Below are 15,678 nucleotides of genomic sequence, written 5' to 3' on the forward strand. Positions count from 1 at the left end.
CTCAGCGGAAGTTGACGAACTGGAGGTCGAGGTCGAGATCGGCCCCGCGCAGCAGCGCCATCGTCGCCTGGAGGTCGTCGCGGCTCTTCGAGGAGACGCGGAGCTCGTCGCCCTGGATCTGCGACTTGACCGACTTGGGCGCCTCGTCGCGGATCAGCTTGTTGATCTTCTTGGCGTGCTCCTGATCGATGCCGTCCTTCAGGGTCGACTCGATCCGGTACTCCTTGCCCGAGGCGAAGGGCTCGCCCGAGTCGAGGCTCTTGAGGCTGATGCCGCGCTTGATGAGCTTGGTCTGGAACACGTCGAGGATGGCGTTCGCGCGCTCCTCGGTGTTCGCCTTGATCAGGATCTTCTCGCCGCTCCAGGCGATCGAGGCGCCGACGTTCTTGAAGTCGTAGCGCTGCTCGACCTCCTTGTGGGCCTGGTTGAGGGCGTTGTCCGCCTCCATCTTGTCGACCTTGCTGACGACGTCGAACGTTGAATCTGCCATGCCTCCGAGCTTAGCTTTCGGGCGCTGCGGGGCTGCTGCGCAGGCGCCCCTGCTACCACTGGAGGGTGCGCCGCCTCCCGCTCCTCGTCCTCGTGCCGCTCGTCGGCGCGCTGCTCGCGGGCTGCTCCCCGTCCTCCTCCACTGTCGAGTACGAGGACGGAGTGGCCACGGTGCCGCCGACGGTCAGCGCTCCCGAGGCCGCGGACCCGGCGCTGCTCGAGGACGCCGACGAGACGGCGGCGACGCCGGTGCGCCTCCTGACCAGCACCGGCTGGCTGTCGAGCACCGCGGAGGGCAGCGGCATCCCCGAGCGGGCGCTCACCGCCTACGCGGGCGCCGCGCTCCTCACCTCCTCCGTCGACCCCGGCTGCCGGCTCGACTGGGCGACGCTCGCGGGCATCGGCTACGTCGAGAGCCGCCACGGGACGATCTTCGGCGGCGTCCTGGGCGAGGACGGCCGGCCCTCCGAGCCGATCTACGGCCCGCGCCTGGACGGCACGCAGTTCGACCTGGTCGAGGACAACGACGGCGGCGCGCTCGACGGCGATCCGGAGGTCGACCGCGCGATGGGACCGCTGCAGATCATCCCGGCGACCTGGATGGCCTGGGCGTCGACGGGCTGGGACCCGCAGAACGTCGACCAGCAGGCCGTCACCGCGGCCCGCTACCTGTGCGAGGCGGGCGGCGACCTCTCGACCGCATCGGGCTGGCGTGCAGCGATCGCCGCCTACAACCCGGCGACCAGCTACGCGGGGAAGGTCGCCGAGGCGGCCTCGCGCTACGCGGCCGCCGTGGAGTGACCGGCCGCGCCCGATTTCCGATCCACCGGCCGCACGGGTATCCTTGTCCAGCGCCGACGGTCGAGAGCTTGCTCACGGCCGCGTGCGACGCGGCGAGTTACCCTAGCGGCCAAAGGGATCTGACTGTAAATCAGACGGCGTAGCCTTCGGGGGTTCGAATCCCTCACTCGCCACCGTGCTTATCAGAACCAGCAATGCTGGTGGAGTGTCGGTGCTGAAGCCACTCGTTCCTGGAACGGTGTGCTGGCAGCACCACGTGCATGGCGCAGAGCGTCGGAAGCCTCGCGATCGCCTCCTCGGAGGGGATCGGCGGGGCTTCTTCTGCGTCGACGTCAGCGGGTACGGGCGTGCTGTCACGGCCGTGCACGCCGCACAACTCGGGCTGGATGCCGCGGATCGACGAATTCTTCGCGATTCGGGTCGTCCAGCCTTCGTTGTGCGGGGGATCTGCGCGATACCGCCGCCGGGTGCGGGTCAGACGGAGGCCGGGGGATCCGCGGCGAGGAACTGCGCGAGCGACAGGGGCGCGCGGCCCGTCAGGCGCTCGACGTCTCCGCTCACGTGCGCCAGCTCGCCCGCTGCGACGGCGGTGTAGGTGCTGACCCAGGCGTCGAGCTGCCAGCGCGGCGCGTTCCAGCGGGCGCGGGACGCGTAGGCCTCGTCGAGGGTCTCGTCGACGAAGACGGCGGGGCGGCCCGCCGCGGTCAGGATCGCGGCGATCTCGGCGAAGGTGACCGCTTCAGGGCCGGTGAGCTCGTAGGTGGCGCCCCGGTGAGCGGTCGGATCACGGAGGATCGCGGCGGCCGTCCGTGCGACGTCCTCCCGGGCGACGACCGCCGCCCGACCTTCGCCGGCGGGCCCGCGGACGGCCCCGTCCTCGCCCAGCATCGAGGGCAGGAAGTCGAGGTAGAGGTTGTCGCGGAGGAAGGTCCAGGCCATGCCGGACGCGCGGAGCGCCTCCTCCGTCGCGGCGTGATCGCGGGCGAGGGTGAAGGTCGCGGTCGGGGAGGCGCCGGCGAACGAGGTGTAGACGAGGTGCTCGACGCCGGCGTCCGCGGCGGCCGCGACCAGGGCGAGGTGCTCCGCCAGGCGGTCCTCCTGCTCCGCGGCCGAGACCATCAGCAGCAGGCGCACGCCCTGGAGCGCGTCGCCGACGTCGGTGAAGGACGCGCGCACGGTCTCGGCGCCCGGGAGGGACGGTGCGCGCGACGGGTCGCGGGCGAGGAGGCGGAGGGGGAGGCCCTCCTCGGCGAGGAGACGGGCGACGCGGCCGCCGACGGCTCCCGTCGCTCCGGTGACGGCGATCGGCTGCGGAGTGCTCATCCGTCCATGATGCTCCGCGCGCCGGTCCCTAGGCTGGACGCATGAGCGCCAACTCCTCCCTCCTCGCCATCGCCCGCTCGATCGCCGTGGAGGCCGCGCACCTCGCCCGGCAGCGTCGGCAGGACGGAGTCGAGATCGCCGCGTCGAAGTCGTCTCCGGAGGACGTGGTCACCGCGGCCGACCGCGAGGTCGAGCAGCTGATCCGGCGGCGGCTCGCGGAGGCGCGGCCCGACGACGCGTTCCTCGGCGAGGAGTCGGGCGGCGGCGGCGGGACGAGCGGGCTCACCTGGGTCGTCGACCCGATCGACGGCACGGTGAACTACCTCTACGGCATCCCCTCGTACGCCGTGAGCATCGCGGTCGTCGAGGGCGAGCCGGACCCGGCGACCTGGACGGCTCTCGCCGGCGCCGTGGTCAACGGCGCCACCGGCGAGGTCTGGACGGCGGCCGAGGGAGAGGGCGCCGAGCGCGACGGGGCGGCCCTGCGCGCGGTGCCGCCCGCCTCCCTCTCGCTCGCGCTGGTGGGGACGGGGTTCGGCTACGACGCCGGCCGGCGGCAGCGGCAGGGCGCGGTGGTGCAGGAGCTGCTCGGCGAGGTGCGCGACATCCGGCGCATCGGATCGGCGGCGCTCGACCTCTGCGCGGTGGCGACGGGGCAGCTGAACGCGTACTACGAGCGTGGCCTCAACCCGTGGGATCTCGCGGCCGGGGCACTCATCGCCCAGGAGGCGGGAGTGCGCGTCGAGGGATTCGGCGGGCGCCCCGCGAGCTCGGACCTGCTGATCGCCGCGCCCGAGCCGCTGTTCGGCGAGCTCGAGGCGCTGCTGCGCCGGCTGCGCGCCGACGAGGTGTGATCCGGCGCAGGGGTCATGCGGACGCATGCATCTCCGCGCAACGGAGGCGGTGCTCGAGTGCTCCACCGGGCTCGGATCGAGCGTGACGGGAGCCGGCTCTGGCCGGAACGCGCCCCTGTGGGTATCCTTTATGAATTCGTGATAATCGCACAGGATGCGAGAGCGGATGCCCGAGAAGCGCTTCGACCCCTGACGCAGCACCTTCTCCCTCCCCGACCCCGACGGAAGATCCCGATTTCGTGAGCCCCGATTCGCCCTCCCCCGCTGCCTCCGCATCGACCCCCGGCGAATCGACCCCACCCCTCTCCCGTCGCGAGGCCCGCGAGCGCGAGCGCACTGCAGCGCTCGCCGCCGAGGTCACCGCCGAGGGGGTCACGGCCACCCCCGCCGAGCTGCGCGAGGCCGAGCGCCGCATCGCCGCCTCGAGGACGACTCCGCCCGCCCCCGTCGCCGCGCCCAGGGTCGCGCCGCTGCGCCCCGTCCGCGGAGGCAGGCGCCTCGGCGGTCTCGTCGCGCTCTCGTTCGCCGCGGCCATCGTCGCCGCGACCTCCGTGCCTGCGACGTCGCTCCTGACGGCCGAGGACGTGCAGGCGCAGGGGCTGGCGTCGGTCGCCTCTGACGAGGCGCGCGGCTCGCAGTCGTTCACGACCGGCGAGGTCAGCGCCGAGACGGTGGCGCGCGACGGGTTCGGCGTGCAGGAGCGGAAGACCCAGACGAACATCGCGGCGATCGGCCGCACGTCGGACACGGGCTTCACCAACGACCCCACCGCCTCGGTGCAGTGGCCCTTCGCGGTCGGCGTCCCCGTCGGCGACCGCTTCGGCTACCGCAACTGCGCCGGCTGCTCCGTGAACCACGGCGGCACCGACTTCAACCCGGGCGACGGCTCGCCGATCCAGTCGATCGCCGACGGGGTCGTCCGGACGGTCGTCGACGGCGAGGGCTCGCTCGGCGTGCACGTGATCGTCGACCACGAGATCGACGGCCAGCTCGTCTCGAGCGTTTACGCGCACATGCAGCACGGCTCGGCCGCGGTCAGCGAGGGCGACCCGGTCAAGGTCGGTCAGCTGCTCGGGCTCGTCGGCACGACCGGCATGTCGACCGGCCCGCACCTGCACTTCGAGATCCGCCTCGACGGGACGACGAAGGTCGACTCGTACCTCTGGCTGAAGGCCAACGCGAACCGCTGATCGCCGCGCGCCTCAGTCGGCGTGCAGCCAGACCGTCGTGTCGCCCGGGAGCGTCGGCTCGTGCAGCTCCTCCGACGAGACGAGCACCGTTCCCACCGGGATCTCGACCGGGGCCGAGCCGGTGTTCGCGATGACGGTGACGCCGCCGTTGCGGAACGCGACGACCTCCTCCGGATAGCCCTCGAGCCACTCGACGGAGCCGGCGCCCAGCTTCTCGGAGCGGCGCAGCGCGAGCAGCGAGCGGTAGAGCTCGAGCGTCGAGCCCGCGACTCCGCGCTGGCTCTCGCGGGCGTAGGGCGCCCAGTCGAGAGGCTGCGGGAGCCAGGAGGCGCCGCCGTCGTTGAACCGGTAGGCGGGCGCGCCGGCCTCCCAGGGCAGGGGCACGCGGCAGCCGTCGCGGCCGTAGCGCTCGCCGCTCGTGCGGAACCAGGTCGGGTCCTGACGGGCGTCGTCGGGCAGGTCGATCGCCTCGGGGAGGCCGAGCTCCTCGCCCTGGTAGACGTAGGCCGAGCCGGGGAGCGCCAGCATCAGCGCCGACGCGGCCCTCGCGCGGCGCAGGCCCAGCACGGGGTCGGGCAGCCCGGGCGTGCGCGGGCCGATGCCGTAGCCCTGCGGATTGTCGGACGTCAGCGCCAGGCGGCTGGCGTGCCGGACGACGTCGTGGTTCGAGAGCACCCACGTCGACGGCGCGCCCACGCGGGCGAACGCCGTGAGGGAGGAGTCGACGATGTCGCGCAGGGCCGGCCCCTCCCACGGCGTCTCGAGGTAGGCGAAGTTGAAGGCCTGGTGCATCTCGTCCGGGCGGACCCAGCGCGCGAGCTTCGAGAGCGGCTGCACCCACGCCTCCGCGCAGAGCACGCGGTCGTCGGGGTACTCGGCGAGCAGCGCGTGCCAGTCGCGGTAGATCTCGTGCACGCCGTCCTGGGCCCAGTAGGGCGCGGTCTCCGGATCCTCGCCGTCGGCGGGGGCGACGCCTCCCATCGAGCCGCTGTCGGCGGGCGGGGTGTAGTCGGGCAGGCCGTCGGCCTTGATCATGCCGTGCGCCACGTCGACCCGGAAGCCGTCGACGCCGCGGTCGAGCCAGAAGCGCAGGACCTCGCGGAAGCGCTCGCGCACCCACTCGTTCGTCCAGTCGAAGTCGGGCTGCGAGGTGTCGAAGAGGTGCAGGTACCACTGGCCCGCCGTGCCGTCGGCCTCGGTGACGCGCGTCCAGGCGGGACCGCCGAAGACCGACTCCCAGTTGTTCGGGGGCAGCTCGCCCGCGGCGCCGCGGCCGTCGCGGAACAGGTAGCGCGCCCGCTCGGCACTGCCCGCGGGGGCCGCGAGCGCCTCCTGGAACCAGCGGTGCGCGCTCGAGGAGTGGTTGGGGACGAGGTCGACGATGATGCGGATGCCGAGCGCGTGCGCTCGCGCGAGCATCTCATCGAAGTCGGAGAGCGTGCCGAAGAGCGGATCGACGTCGCAGTAGTCGGCGACGTCGTAGCCCGCGTCCTTCTGCGGGGAGGTCATGAAGGGCGAGAGCCAGATCGCGTCGACGCCGAGCTCGGCGAGGCTCTCGAGGCGCGAGGTGATGCCAGGCAGGTCGCCGATGCCGTCGCCGTTCGCGTCCGCGAACGAGCGCGGGTAGATCTGGTAGATGACCGCGGTGCGCCACCACTCCGAGCCGGGACGGCTCGTGCGGGCGGGGGAGTTCTCGGGCGCGCCGGAGAGAGCGGAGTCCAGGGTCATGGCGACAAGGATATCCGCAGCCCGTCGCGGCTCCTCCGCCCGCTCGGCTGCCCTAGGGTCGACGGGTGAGCGACGAGACCCCCGAGCAGGCCCGAGCCCGACGCCGGAGGGCGCTGCTCTGGGTCGTGCCGCTGCTCGCGCTGCTGATCGGCGGACTGCTGGCGGTGACCCTCGCGATCGGAGGCTTCGCCGCGCGCTCCATGACCGGCGCCCAGCCGGTCACCCCGGTGCAGACGATCCGGACGGCCTAGGCCGTCGCGGCGGGCCCGTGCTCGTCCTCGGGCTGCGGCGCCGTCGAGCGCTCCGCCGCCTCCTCGGAGGCGTGCGCCGTCTCCGGCCCCGTCTTCGCCTGCTCGTCGGCCCGGCTGACCGCGTCGGCCAGCTCGTCGGCGACGAGGAACCCCATCGAGACCGCCTCGGCCCGGTAGGCCGCGCGGCCGACCATGTGCGCCGAGACGGGGACGGTCAGCAGCTGGAAGCCGATGACCAGCACCACGGTGCCGGCGGCGGCGAAGCCCGGGTTGCGGATGGCGACGGCCAGCATCACGCAGATGAGTCCGAGCACCTGCGGCTTGGTGCCGGCGTGCATGCGCGAGAGCAGGTCGTCGAAGCGGAGGAGGCCGATCGCGGCGACCAGCGACAGCACGGCGCCCGCGGTGACGAGCACGGCGGTGACGATGTCCCAGAACGCGTCCAGAGTGGAACTGTCGAGACCCATGTCAGTCCTCCTCGCGGTTGGCCATGAACTTCGCGACGCTGATCGATCCGAAGACCGCGAACAGCGCGAGGCCGAGGGCGACGGGCAGCGTCGTCGCGTGCTGGTTGACCGCCATCTCGGCGCCCAGCCCGCAGATGATGGTCGCGACGAGCACATCGGCGGCGACCACGCGGTCGAGGATCGAGGGTCCGCGGAGGATGCGGACGAGGGAGAGCAGGGTCGCCGCTCCGAAGAGGGGGACGAGGATCCAGGCGAGCCAGTCGATCATCGCAGCGCCCCCGCTCCCTCGTCGAGCGGCCGGTTCACGCGCGCCACGTCCTCGCGCGAGCCGATGGCGCGGACGATGCGCGCCTCGGTCTGCAGCACCGTGCGCCGCACCTCCTCGATGCGGTGGCCCTCGTCGTGGGTCACGCCGAGCACGTGCAGGTAGAGCACGTTCTGCTGCGGGTCGACGTCGATCACGAGCGAGCCGGGGACGAGCGAGACGGCCTCCGTGGTCCAGACCAGCATGCCCTCGGAGCGGCTGCGCAGGTGCACGGCGACGATCGCGTTGTGCACGGGCACCGGCAGCGTGAGGATCTGCCACGACACCTTCACCGAGGCGATCGCGATGTCGGCGGCCAGGCGCAGGAGGAAGACCAGCAGGCACCAGGGGTTCACCCGGTTCGAGAACTCGACCGGGGGCAGGTAGAAGACCCGCGTGATCAGCAGCGCGACGAGGAAGCCCGAGACGATCGAGAGCACGGAGACGTCGTCCCAGAGCAGCACCCAGATGCCGACGAGGGTGACGAACATCGCGAAGCGGTTCCAGAAGTCGACGCGGCGGCGCGGGCTCATCGCGGCCCCTCCTCACCGAAGGACGAGTCGCGGTAGACGGTCGCGATGTAGGTCGACGGGTCGGCGATCGCCTCGGCGGCGTGCTCGCTCGCGTCGTAGAGCGGGCCGGCGCCGATCGTCAGCACCACGCTGACGAGCACCATCCCGGCGGTCGCGAGCACCATCATCGGCGGCGAGTGGCGGGTGCGGACCGTCCCGGTGTCGTGCGGGTCCTCCTGCAGCTGGTCGATCAGGGGCGACTCGTAGCCGGGCACCTCCTCCTGGCGGCGCCAGAACGCCATGTTCCAGACGCGGGCGACGGCGTAGAGGGTGAGCAGCGAAGTGATCGCTCCCGCTCCGATGACGGCCCAGATCAGCCAGTTCGGCTGCTCGACGGCCGACTCCGTGCCGGCGACGAAGAGGCCGACCTTGCCGAGGAACCCGGTGAACGGAGGGATGCCGCCGAGGTTCATCGCGGGGATGAAGTAGAGCAGCGCGAGCAGCGGCGAGGCCTTGAGCAGCCCGCCGAGCCGGAGGATCGAGGTCGTCCCTCCGACGCGCTCGATCAGCCCGGTGGCGAGGAACAGGGTGGTCTGCACGGTGATGTGGTGGATCACGTAGAAGATCGTCGCGGCGTAGCCCGCCTGCGTGCCGATCGCGATGCCGAACACCATGTACCCGATGTGCGAGACGAGCGTGAACGACAGCATCCGCTTGATGTCGGCCTGCGCGACCGCGCCGAGGATGCCGACGATCAGCGTGAGCAGGGCGACCACCAGCAGGACCTCGCTGAGCGCGCCTCCGGGGAACAGCAGCGTCTCGGTGCGGATCAGCGCGTAGACGCCGACCTTCGTGAGCAGGCCCGCGAACACCGCGGTGACGGGGGCGGGGGCGGTCGGGTACGAGTCCGGCAGCCAGAACGACAGCGGGAAGACCGCCGCCTTGATCCCGAAGCCCAGCAGCAGCATCACGTGCAGCACCAGCTGCACATCGGCGGGCAGCTCGGCGATCCGGATCGAGAGCTGCGCCATGTTGACGGTGCCGGTCGCGCCGTAGAGCAGGCCGATCGCCGAGAGGAAGAAGACGCTCGAGACCAGGCTGACGACCACGTAGGTCGTGCCCGCCCGGATGCGCGGGGCGGTGCCGCCGAGGGTGATCAGCACGTAGCTGGCCGCGAGCAGGATCTCGAAGCCGACGTAGAGGTTGAAGAGGTCGCCCGCGACGAAGGCGTTGAGGATGCCCGCCGAGAGGATCAGGTAGGTCGGGTGGAAGATCGTGACCGGCGTCTCGCGGTTGCCGTCGACGAGGCCCTGGCCGACCGAGAAGAGCAGGACGCCGAGCAGCGTGATCGACGTGATGACGAGCATCAGCGCGGCGAGCGGATCGACGACGAGCACGATGCCCCACGGCGGCTCCCAGCCGCCCACGTAGACGGCGTCGCCGCCTCCGTCACCCGACAGCACGATCACGAGCATCACGGAGGAGATCACGAGGACCGCCGAGAGCGTGACGATGTTGACGAGGATCTGCGCGCGGCGGTGGCGGCCGAGGATCAGCGCGACGGCGGCTCCCAGCAGGGGGAGGGTGACGACGAGGGGGATCAGCGCGGTCATCGGTCCTCCTTCCTGTCATCGGTCATGGCGCTCTCGCCGTGCTTGGCCGCGGTGCCCTCGTCGCTCGACTCGAGCAGCACGTCGAGCGCCCGGTCGTCGGCCGTGGTCTGGGCCGAGATGCCGGCCGCGTCGGCGCGGACCGAGGTATCGGTCTCGTCGTCCTCGACCTGGTCGGCGTTGGCGAGGCGCCAGCGCCGGTAGATCATCGCGAGGAGGAAGGCCGAGACGCCGAACGTGATCACGATCGCCGTCAGGATGAGCGCCTGGGGGAGCGGGTCGGCCATCTCGTCGGCGATCTGCTCGTACGAGCGGCCGTCGTCGGTGACGAACGGGGCGACTCCGGCCCGGCCCGCCATCAGCAGGATCAGGATGTTGGTCGCGTTGCCGATCAGGAGGAAGCCGATCAGGATGCGGGTCAGGCTGCGCTCGAGCATCTGGTAGACGCCCGCGGCGTACAGCACCGCCATCACGACGACGAGGACGAGGGTGATGCTCATGCGTCGTCCCCCCGCCCGGGACCGCCGACGACCGTGGAGCCGGTGGGCAGCTTCGTCTCGAGACCGTCGACGGTGCCGGCGCCCGGCCCGGGGGTGCTGTCGGTCGAGTGGGTGACGCCGTCGCCGGAGGAGTCGCCGCGCTCGGCCTCCTCGCCGTGGCGGTCGACCTCGCCGCCGAGGCTGCGGAGGATGTCGAGGGCGAGGCCGATCACGATGAGGTAGACCCCGATGTCGAAGAGGGTGGAGGTGCCCAGGTGCAGCTCGCCGAGGATCGGCACCTCGAGGTCGAGCCAGCTCGACTCGAGCACCTGGAGCCCGAAGACGAGCGAGGACACCGCGGTGCCGACGGCGAAGAGCAGGCCCAGGCCGAGCACCTTGCCCGCGTCGATCGGCGCGGCCTCGCCGAGCTCGAAGCGCCCGCCCGCGAGGTAGCGCGCGACGAGTGCGAGACCGGCGAGCAGGCCGCCCGCGAAGCCTCCGCCCGGGGTGTTGTGGCCGGTGAAGAGCAGGTAGACCGAGACGATCATCGCGGGGTGGAACAGGAGGCGCACCAGCACCTCGAGCACGATCGAGCGGTTCTCGGGGCGCAGCGTCCGCCCGGCGACGAGCCAGGAGCCGCGGTCGCCGCTCTGCGCGGCGTCCTCGGCCGGTGCGGTCAGGTCGAGTGCCCGCTCGGCCCGGTCGGCCGCGCTCTGCGACTCGAGGCGGGGAGCGCCTCCGGCCCTGCTGGAGAGGAAGATCAGGCTCGCGACGCCCGTGGCGACCACGACCAGGACCGAGATCTCGCCCATCGTGTCCCAGGCGCGGATGTCGACGAGCAGGACGTTGACGATGTTGCGGCCCTTGCCCTCCTCGTAGGCGAGGCGGGGGAGCTCGGCCGAGATCGGCACGGCGGTGCGGGCGCCGAGGGCGATCGCCGCGACGACGGCCATCACCGCGCCGACCGCGATCCCGATGACGGCGCGCAGGCGCTTGCGCATCGGCTGGTGCTTCTGCGCGATCCGGGTGGGGAGGCGGCGCAGGACGAGCACGAAGACGACCAGGGTCACCGTCTCGATGAGGGCCTGGGTGAGGGCGAGGTCGGGTGCGCCCTGCAGGGCGAAGAGGGCGACCATCCCGTAGCCGGTGCCGCCGGCGAGCAGCACCGCGGCCACGCGGTTGCGGGCGACGGCGCAGAGGATCGCGGCGACGATCATCACCGCGGCGACGGCCAGCTGGCCGGGGCTGTCCCAGACGACGAGCTCGCTGGGCCAGGTGCGGTTGAACGCGGCCGCGCCGCCGGCGCCGACCACGAAGACGGCGAAGATCACCGTCAGGTAGCGGGGGAGCGAGCCGCGCTGCACGAACTCGGTGACGGTGCTCGAGACGCGGTCGAGCCAGCGGACGGTCGCCCAGTAGCCCTCTGCCGAGTCGATGCGGTTCGGCAGCATCGACTGCGCCTTCGCGACGGCGACCCGCTTGGCGAAGAGGAGCAGGCCGATCGCGATGACGAGCGCGCTGAGGCCCAGGGCCGGCTCGAGACCGTGCCAGAGGGCGAGGTGGTAGGTGCCGTGCTCGGCCAGGGCCTCGGCGGCGAGGGCGGGGTCGGCGTCGGCCGCCGCGAGGGGCAGCGTGTCGGCGTAGACGGCGATGAGCGGGTCGATGGCCGACGCGGCGACGCCTCCGACGAGGCTCGCCGCTGCGAGCACGACGGGAGCGGCGGTGAAGGTCCACGGCTCGGCGTGCAGGTGCGTGTCCTCGAGGCCCTTCTTGCGGGCGAACGCTCCCCAGAAGAAGCGGGCCGAGTAGGCGACGGTGAGGATCGAGCCCAGGATCAGCCCGACCAGGGCGATCCAGCCCCAGACCGAGCCCTGCTCGCCGGCCTCGAGGAGGCTCGTGAAGACGGCCTCCTTGGCGACGAACCCGAGCAGCGGAGGGATGCCCGCCATCGAGAGCACGCCGAGCAGCGCGGCGGCCGCGAGCACCGGGGCCCGACGGCCGATCCCGCTGAGCTTGCGGAGGTCGCGGGTGCCGGCGCGGTGGTCGACGATGCCGACGACGAGGAAGAGCAGGGCCTTGAAGAGCGCGTGGCCGAGCAGGAGCGTGAGGCCCGCGAGGGCGGCGTCGCGCGAGCCGAAGCCGACGGCGACCGTGAGGAAGCCGAGCTGGCTGACGGTGCCGTAGGCCAGCACGAGCTTGAGGTCGTACTGCCGCAGCGAGCGCCAGCCGCCGACGAGCATCGTCCACACTCCGACGGAGACGATGACGGGCAGCCAGACGGAGTCGTCGGCGAAGCCGGGCGCGAGGCGGGCCACGAGGTAGATGCCGGCCTTCACCATCGCCGCCGCGTGCAGATAGGCGCTGACCGGGGTGGGCGCGGCCATCGCGGCCGGGAGCCAGAAGTGGAACGGCACGAGAGCCGACTTCGAGAACGCCCCGAGCAGCACCAGCACGAGGGCGACCGACACGATCGGGCCGGACGGGGCGGCGGCGATGATGCCCTCGAGGCTCGTGGTGCCCGCCTGGACGATCAGGATCACGATGCCGACGAGCATCGCGAGCCCGCCGAGGGTCGTGACGAGCAGCGCCTGGAGGCCGGCTCCGCGACTCTCCTTGCGGCCGCTGTAGTGGCCGATGAGCAGGTAGGAGAGGACGCTCGTGGCCTCCCAGAAGACGAAGAGGATGATCACGTCGTCGGCGGTGACCAGCCCGTACATGACGCCGGCGAAGGCGAAGAGCAGGGCGGCGAACCGCCCGAGCGACGGCTCGTCGCGGCGGAAGTAGCTCGCGCAGTAGGCCAGGACGAGGGCGCCCACTCCGCTGACCACGAGGGCGAGCACCATCGAGAGCGCGTCGAGCCGGAACGAGAGGGCGATGTCGAGAGAGGGGATCCACTCCACCCGCTCGCGGATCTCGCCGCCCTCGAGGACCGTGGGCAGCGCGGCGGCCGTGGCGACGAAGGTGCCGGCGGGGACGAGGGCGAGGCCGTAGAAGGCCTTCGGCCCGACGCGGTCGACGATCCAGGGCGTGACGACCGCGAGCGCGAACGTGATCGTGAGGATGAGGAGCATCACATGTTCCTCTCAAGTCGTACCCAGCGCAGTCGTGAGTAAAGGGTACTGGAGGCCCCACAGGGAGAACCTGAGTGGCGGCAGGCTTGACGACGTACTTTTGACGCATGGCCCGATCGCTCCTGCCCCGTCAGCTCTGCCGTCTCCGAGTGCACGACGTCGCCACCGGGGTCGCGACCACAGTGTTCGAGTCGGACACCCTGCTCGTCGAGGCGCCGAACTGGTCGCCCGACGGCTCGTCCCTCGTGGTCAACGGCGACGGCGGGCTCTTCCGCCTCCCGCTCGACGGCGCGGGAGCGCTGGAGCCGATCGCCCTCGACGGCGTGCCCGAGGAGCTGAACAACGACCACGTGCTCGCCCCGGAGGGCGGCACCGCGTACGTCTCGGCCCGTGACGGGCACCTCTACGCCGTCGCGCTCGACGGATCGGCGCCCGCCCGGCGCCTGACCGAGGAGCCTCGTGGCGCCCGCTTCAAGCACTACCTGCACGGCGTCTCGCCCGACGGCTCGCTGCTCGCGCTGATCGGCGGCGGCGAGGACGCCTCCGGTGAGTGGCGGACGAACGTCTACACGATGCCGGCCCAGGGCGGACCGCTCACCGCCCTCACCGACGACGAGCACCCCGACGACGGGGTCGACTTCGCACCCGACGGGCGGTCCGTGTACTTCAACTCCGAGCGCGGGGGCGGGGCTGCGCAGATCTTCCGGATGTCCGTGGACGGCTCCGGGCTCGAGCGCGTCGTCGAGTCGGACACCGTCGACTGGTTCCCGCACGTGTCGCCCGACGGTGCGCACCTGCTCTACCTGGCGTACCCCTCCGGGACCACCGGTCACCCCGAGAACCTGCCGGTCGAGCTGCGGCTGATCGACCTCCCCGCCGGCACCGCGCCCGGCCGGGTGGTGCAGCGCCTCGTCGGCGGGCAGGGCACGATCAACGTCGCCGGCTGGTCTCCCGACTCGACGAAGTTCGCCTACGCCGACTATCCGCTGGCCGACTGACGCGCTCGGGACGACCCCGGCTCGTCGGATCGAGTCGTGGTGGCACCTTCGGCTCGTCGGATCGTGCTCGGCTCGCAGAATCCGCGGGATCTCGCGAGCCGGAGGTGATTCTGCGAGCCGGAGGTGCATGCACCTGAGTGCTTGCCGCACATGACGGGGACGGGGGTCTCGCGCGCCTGCGCTCAGGGGTTGAATCGGACGATGACGATCGACAGCGCAGCCCCGGCCCACGACTCCTCCACCCGCGCACCGCTCGGCGACTCCGGGATCGAGGTGTTCCCGCTCTCGCTCGGCGGCAACGTCTTCGGCTGGACCTCGGGCCGGCAGACCTCGTTCGACGTGCTCGACGGCTACGTCGCCGCGGGCGGGAACTTCGTCGACACCGCCGACTCCTACTCGGCGTGGGTGCCCGGCAACAGGGGCGGCGAGTCCGAGACGATCATCGGCGAGTGGCTGAGCCGCCCCGGGACCTCGCGCGATGACGTCGTGATCGCGACGAAGGTGAGCCGCCACCCGCAGTTCACCGGTCTCGCCCCCGCGAACGTCCGTGCCGCGGCGCGCGCCTCGCTCGAGCGCCTGCAGACCGATCGCATCGACCTCTACTACGCGCACTTCGACGACGACGCCGTGGCGCTCGAGGACATCGCGCGCGTCTTCTCCGAGCTCGTCGACGAGGGGCTCGTGCGTGCGATCGGCGTCTCGAACTTCAGCGCCGAGCGCATCTCGGGCTGGCTGCGGATCGCCGCGGAGGAGGGGCTGCACGCCCCCGTCGCGCTCCAGCCGCACTACAACCTGGTCGAGCGCGGCATCGAGGCCGACCTGCTGCCGCTCGCGCGCGAGGCGGGCCTCGCCGTGGTGCCGTACTACGCGCTGGCGTCCGGCTTCCTGACCGGCAAGTACCGCGACGGAGCGACTCCCGACAGCCCCCGCGCCTCCGGAGCCGCGCAGTACCTCGACGCCCGCGGCCGCCGGGTGCTCGCCGCGCTCGATGCGGTCGCCGAGGCCCACGGGGCCGAGGTCGCGACCGTCGCGCTCGCGTGGCTCCGCTCGCAGCCCGGTGTCGTCGCTCCGATCGCGAGCGCCCGCGTGATGGAGCAGCTGCCGGCGCTCGTGGCCTCGGCGTCGCTCGAGCTCGACGCCGACGAGCTCGCATCGCTCGACACGGCGAGCCGCTCGTAGGCGGCAGGCGGCGAGCGGCAGGCGGCGAGCGGCGGCGTGCACCGCGCAGGCCGGCGCTCCCGCACCCCGCCCCGACCGCGGTCGGTGACGCCCCTGCGGGGTGCTATTGTCTAACGGTGCCAAATCGCGGGCACGCCCCGAGAGGGGCGACGAAGACCCGCAGGTGCGCCCCCTTAGCTCATTGGTAGAGCACTTCCTTGGTAAGGAAGAGGTAGTGGGTCCGATTCCCACAGGGGGCTCCGTTCCCGGCAGGCCAGGCCTCCGGAGACGCGCGGCGGGGTAGCTCAGGTGGTTAGAGCACACGGCTCATAATCGTGGTGTCGCGGGTTCAAGTCCCGCTCCCGCTACATCAGGCCCGGATCTCCACGGATGTCCGGGCCTTCGCCGTCCCCCTCGAGAGCGGGCCAGGGCCGCGGCGCGGT

At 72.0% G+C, this 15,678-nt stretch carries 15 protein-coding genes and 3 tRNA genes; 9 read left to right on the forward strand and 9 right to left on the reverse strand.

Annotated features, from left to right (window positions below; translation table 11 throughout):
* Position 1 precedes the first annotated feature (1 nt).
* Positions 2-490, reverse strand: coding sequence for a YajQ family cyclic di-GMP-binding protein (locus GSU68_RS04090; RefSeq protein WP_056041500.1), 489 nt, complete (start codon positions 488-490; stop codon positions 2-4).
* A 65-nt stretch (positions 491-555) separates the two neighbouring features.
* Between GSU68_RS04090 and GSU68_RS04095 the strand changes: the two genes are divergently transcribed.
* Both GSU68_RS04095 and GSU68_RS04100 read left to right on the forward strand, forming a co-directional pair.
* Positions 556-1,290 (forward strand): hypothetical protein, encoded by a 735-nt coding sequence (locus GSU68_RS04095; RefSeq protein WP_244259385.1) that lies wholly within the window; start codon positions 556-558, stop codon positions 1,288-1,290.
* A gap of 91 nt (positions 1,291-1,381) precedes the next feature.
* Positions 1,382-1,463, forward strand: a tRNA-Tyr gene (locus GSU68_RS04100).
* A 301-nt stretch (positions 1,464-1,764) separates the two neighbouring features.
* On the opposite strand, the gene GSU68_RS04105 is transcribed toward GSU68_RS04100, so the two are convergent.
* Positions 1,765-2,613, reverse strand: coding sequence for an SDR family oxidoreductase (locus GSU68_RS04105; RefSeq protein WP_159905824.1), 849 nt, complete (start codon positions 2,611-2,613; stop codon positions 1,765-1,767).
* A 41-nt stretch (positions 2,614-2,654) separates the two neighbouring features.
* Between GSU68_RS04105 and GSU68_RS04110 the strand changes: the two genes are divergently transcribed.
* Positions 2,655-3,467, forward strand: coding sequence for an inositol monophosphatase family protein (locus tag GSU68_RS04110; RefSeq protein ID WP_159905825.1), 813 nt, complete (start codon positions 2,655-2,657; stop codon positions 3,465-3,467).
* 239 nt (positions 3,468-3,706) lie between these two features.
* Positions 3,707-4,657, forward strand: coding sequence for a peptidoglycan DD-metalloendopeptidase family protein (locus tag GSU68_RS20035; protein WP_159905826.1), 951 nt, complete (start codon positions 3,707-3,709; stop codon positions 4,655-4,657).
* A 12-nt stretch (positions 4,658-4,669) separates the two neighbouring features.
* On the opposite strand, the gene GSU68_RS04120 is transcribed toward GSU68_RS20035, so the two are convergent.
* Positions 4,670-6,385: an alpha-amylase family glycosyl hydrolase gene (locus GSU68_RS04120; protein WP_159905827.1), complete on the reverse strand. Its 1,716-nt coding sequence runs from the start codon at positions 6,383-6,385 to the stop codon at positions 4,670-4,672.
* Positions 6,386-6,450: 65 nt separating this feature from the next.
* Here GSU68_RS04120 and GSU68_RS04125 point away from each other — a divergent pair, with 65 nt between their 5' ends.
* A complete protein-coding gene (locus GSU68_RS04125; protein ID WP_159905828.1) occupies positions 6,451-6,636 on the forward strand; it encodes a hypothetical protein in 186 nt (61 codons plus the stop codon).
* On the opposite strand, the gene mnhG is transcribed toward GSU68_RS04125, so the two are convergent.
* From mnhG to GSU68_RS04155, 6 genes are read right to left on the reverse strand one after another with little or no spacing between them, the layout of a single operon-like run.
* Positions 6,633-7,103: a monovalent cation/H(+) antiporter subunit G gene (mnhG, locus tag GSU68_RS04130; RefSeq protein ID WP_159905829.1), complete on the reverse strand. Its 471-nt coding sequence runs from the start codon at positions 7,101-7,103 to the stop codon at positions 6,633-6,635. The genes GSU68_RS04125 and mnhG overlap by 4 nt on opposite strands.
* 1 nt (position 7,104) lies before the next feature.
* Complete coding sequence (locus tag GSU68_RS04135) at positions 7,105-7,371, reverse strand: monovalent cation/H+ antiporter complex subunit F (protein WP_159905830.1); 267 nt, start codon at positions 7,369-7,371, stop codon at positions 7,105-7,107.
* Entirely contained in the window at positions 7,368-7,940 is a 573-nt protein-coding gene (locus tag GSU68_RS04140; protein WP_159905831.1) for a Na+/H+ antiporter subunit E, read from the reverse strand. The genes GSU68_RS04135 and GSU68_RS04140 overlap by 4 nt, the downstream gene beginning before the upstream one ends.
* The gene (locus GSU68_RS04145; RefSeq protein WP_159905832.1) at positions 7,937-9,532 is read right to left on the reverse strand and encodes a Na+/H+ antiporter subunit D; all 1,596 of its coding nucleotides are present in this window, start codon (positions 9,530-9,532) and stop codon (positions 7,937-7,939) included. The genes GSU68_RS04140 and GSU68_RS04145 overlap by 4 nt, the downstream gene beginning before the upstream one ends.
* The gene (locus GSU68_RS04150) at positions 9,529-10,029 is read right to left on the reverse strand and encodes a Na(+)/H(+) antiporter subunit C (RefSeq protein WP_159905833.1); all 501 of its coding nucleotides are present in this window, start codon (positions 10,027-10,029) and stop codon (positions 9,529-9,531) included. Before GSU68_RS04150 ends, GSU68_RS04145 begins: the two co-directional genes overlap by 4 nt.
* The gene (locus tag GSU68_RS04155; protein WP_159905834.1) at positions 10,026-13,079 is read right to left on the reverse strand and encodes a Na+/H+ antiporter subunit A; all 3,054 of its coding nucleotides are present in this window, start codon (positions 13,077-13,079) and stop codon (positions 10,026-10,028) included. Before GSU68_RS04155 ends, GSU68_RS04150 begins: the two co-directional genes overlap by 4 nt.
* Before the next feature lie 107 nt (positions 13,080-13,186).
* Between GSU68_RS04155 and GSU68_RS04160 the strand changes: the two genes are divergently transcribed.
* The 4 genes from GSU68_RS04160 (at position 13,187) to GSU68_RS04175 (ending at position 15,603) form a co-directional block, all read left to right on the forward strand.
* Positions 13,187-14,077, forward strand: coding sequence for a PD40 domain-containing protein (locus tag GSU68_RS04160; protein WP_159905835.1), 891 nt, complete (start codon positions 13,187-13,189; stop codon positions 14,075-14,077).
* Between the two features lie 201 nt (positions 14,078-14,278).
* Positions 14,279-15,256, forward strand: a complete 978-nt coding sequence (locus GSU68_RS04165; protein ID WP_159905836.1) for an aldo/keto reductase — start codon at positions 14,279-14,281, stop codon at positions 15,254-15,256.
* Between the two features lie 167 nt (positions 15,257-15,423).
* Positions 15,424-15,495: transfer RNA gene (locus tag GSU68_RS04170), tRNA-Thr, on the forward strand.
* A gap of 34 nt (positions 15,496-15,529) precedes the next feature.
* Positions 15,530-15,603: transfer RNA gene (locus GSU68_RS04175), tRNA-Met, on the forward strand.
* The last annotated feature ends 75 nt before the right edge of the window (positions 15,604-15,678 follow it).

The sequence above is a fragment of the Rathayibacter sp. VKM Ac-2759 genome (assembly GCF_009834225.1).
In the GTDB taxonomy this organism is placed as follows: Bacteria; Actinomycetota; Actinomycetes; order Actinomycetales; family Microbacteriaceae; genus Rathayibacter.

Bases quoted from the DNA above. Each gene is read 5' to 3' on its own strand.
- GSU68_RS04090 (WP_056041500.1), bottom strand. From the start codon at position 490: ATGGCAGATTCAACGTTCGACGTCGTCAGCAAGGTCGACAAGATGGAG.
- GSU68_RS04105 (WP_159905824.1), bottom strand. From the start codon at position 2,613: ATGAGCACTCCGCAGCCGATCGCCGTCACCGGAGCGACGGGAGCCGTC.
- GSU68_RS04110 (WP_159905825.1), top strand. From the start codon at position 2,655: ATGAGCGCCAACTCCTCCCTCCTCGCCATCGCCCGCTCGATCGCCGTG.
- GSU68_RS04120 (WP_159905827.1), bottom strand. From the start codon at position 6,385: ATGACCCTGGACTCCGCTCTCTCCGGCGCGCCCGAGAACTCCCCCGCC.
- mnhG (WP_159905829.1), bottom strand. From the start codon at position 7,103: ATGGGTCTCGACAGTTCCACTCTGGACGCGTTCTGGGACATCGTCACC.
- GSU68_RS04135 (WP_159905830.1), bottom strand. From the start codon at position 7,371: ATGATCGACTGGCTCGCCTGGATCCTCGTCCCCCTCTTCGGAGCGGCG.
- GSU68_RS04140 (WP_159905831.1), bottom strand. From the start codon at position 7,940: ATGAGCCCGCGCCGCCGCGTCGACTTCTGGAACCGCTTCGCGATGTTC.
- GSU68_RS04145 (WP_159905832.1), bottom strand. From the start codon at position 9,532: ATGACCGCGCTGATCCCCCTCGTCGTCACCCTCCCCCTGCTGGGAGCC.
- GSU68_RS04150 (WP_159905833.1), bottom strand. From the start codon at position 10,029: ATGAGCATCACCCTCGTCCTCGTCGTCGTGATGGCGGTGCTGTACGCC.
- GSU68_RS04155 (WP_159905834.1), bottom strand. From the start codon at position 13,079: ATGCTCCTCATCCTCACGATCACGTTCGCGCTCGCGGTCGTCACGCCC.
- GSU68_RS04160 (WP_159905835.1), top strand. From the start codon at position 13,187: ATGGCCCGATCGCTCCTGCCCCGTCAGCTCTGCCGTCTCCGAGTGCAC.
- GSU68_RS04165 (WP_159905836.1), top strand. From the start codon at position 14,279: ATGACGATCGACAGCGCAGCCCCGGCCCACGACTCCTCCACCCGCGCA.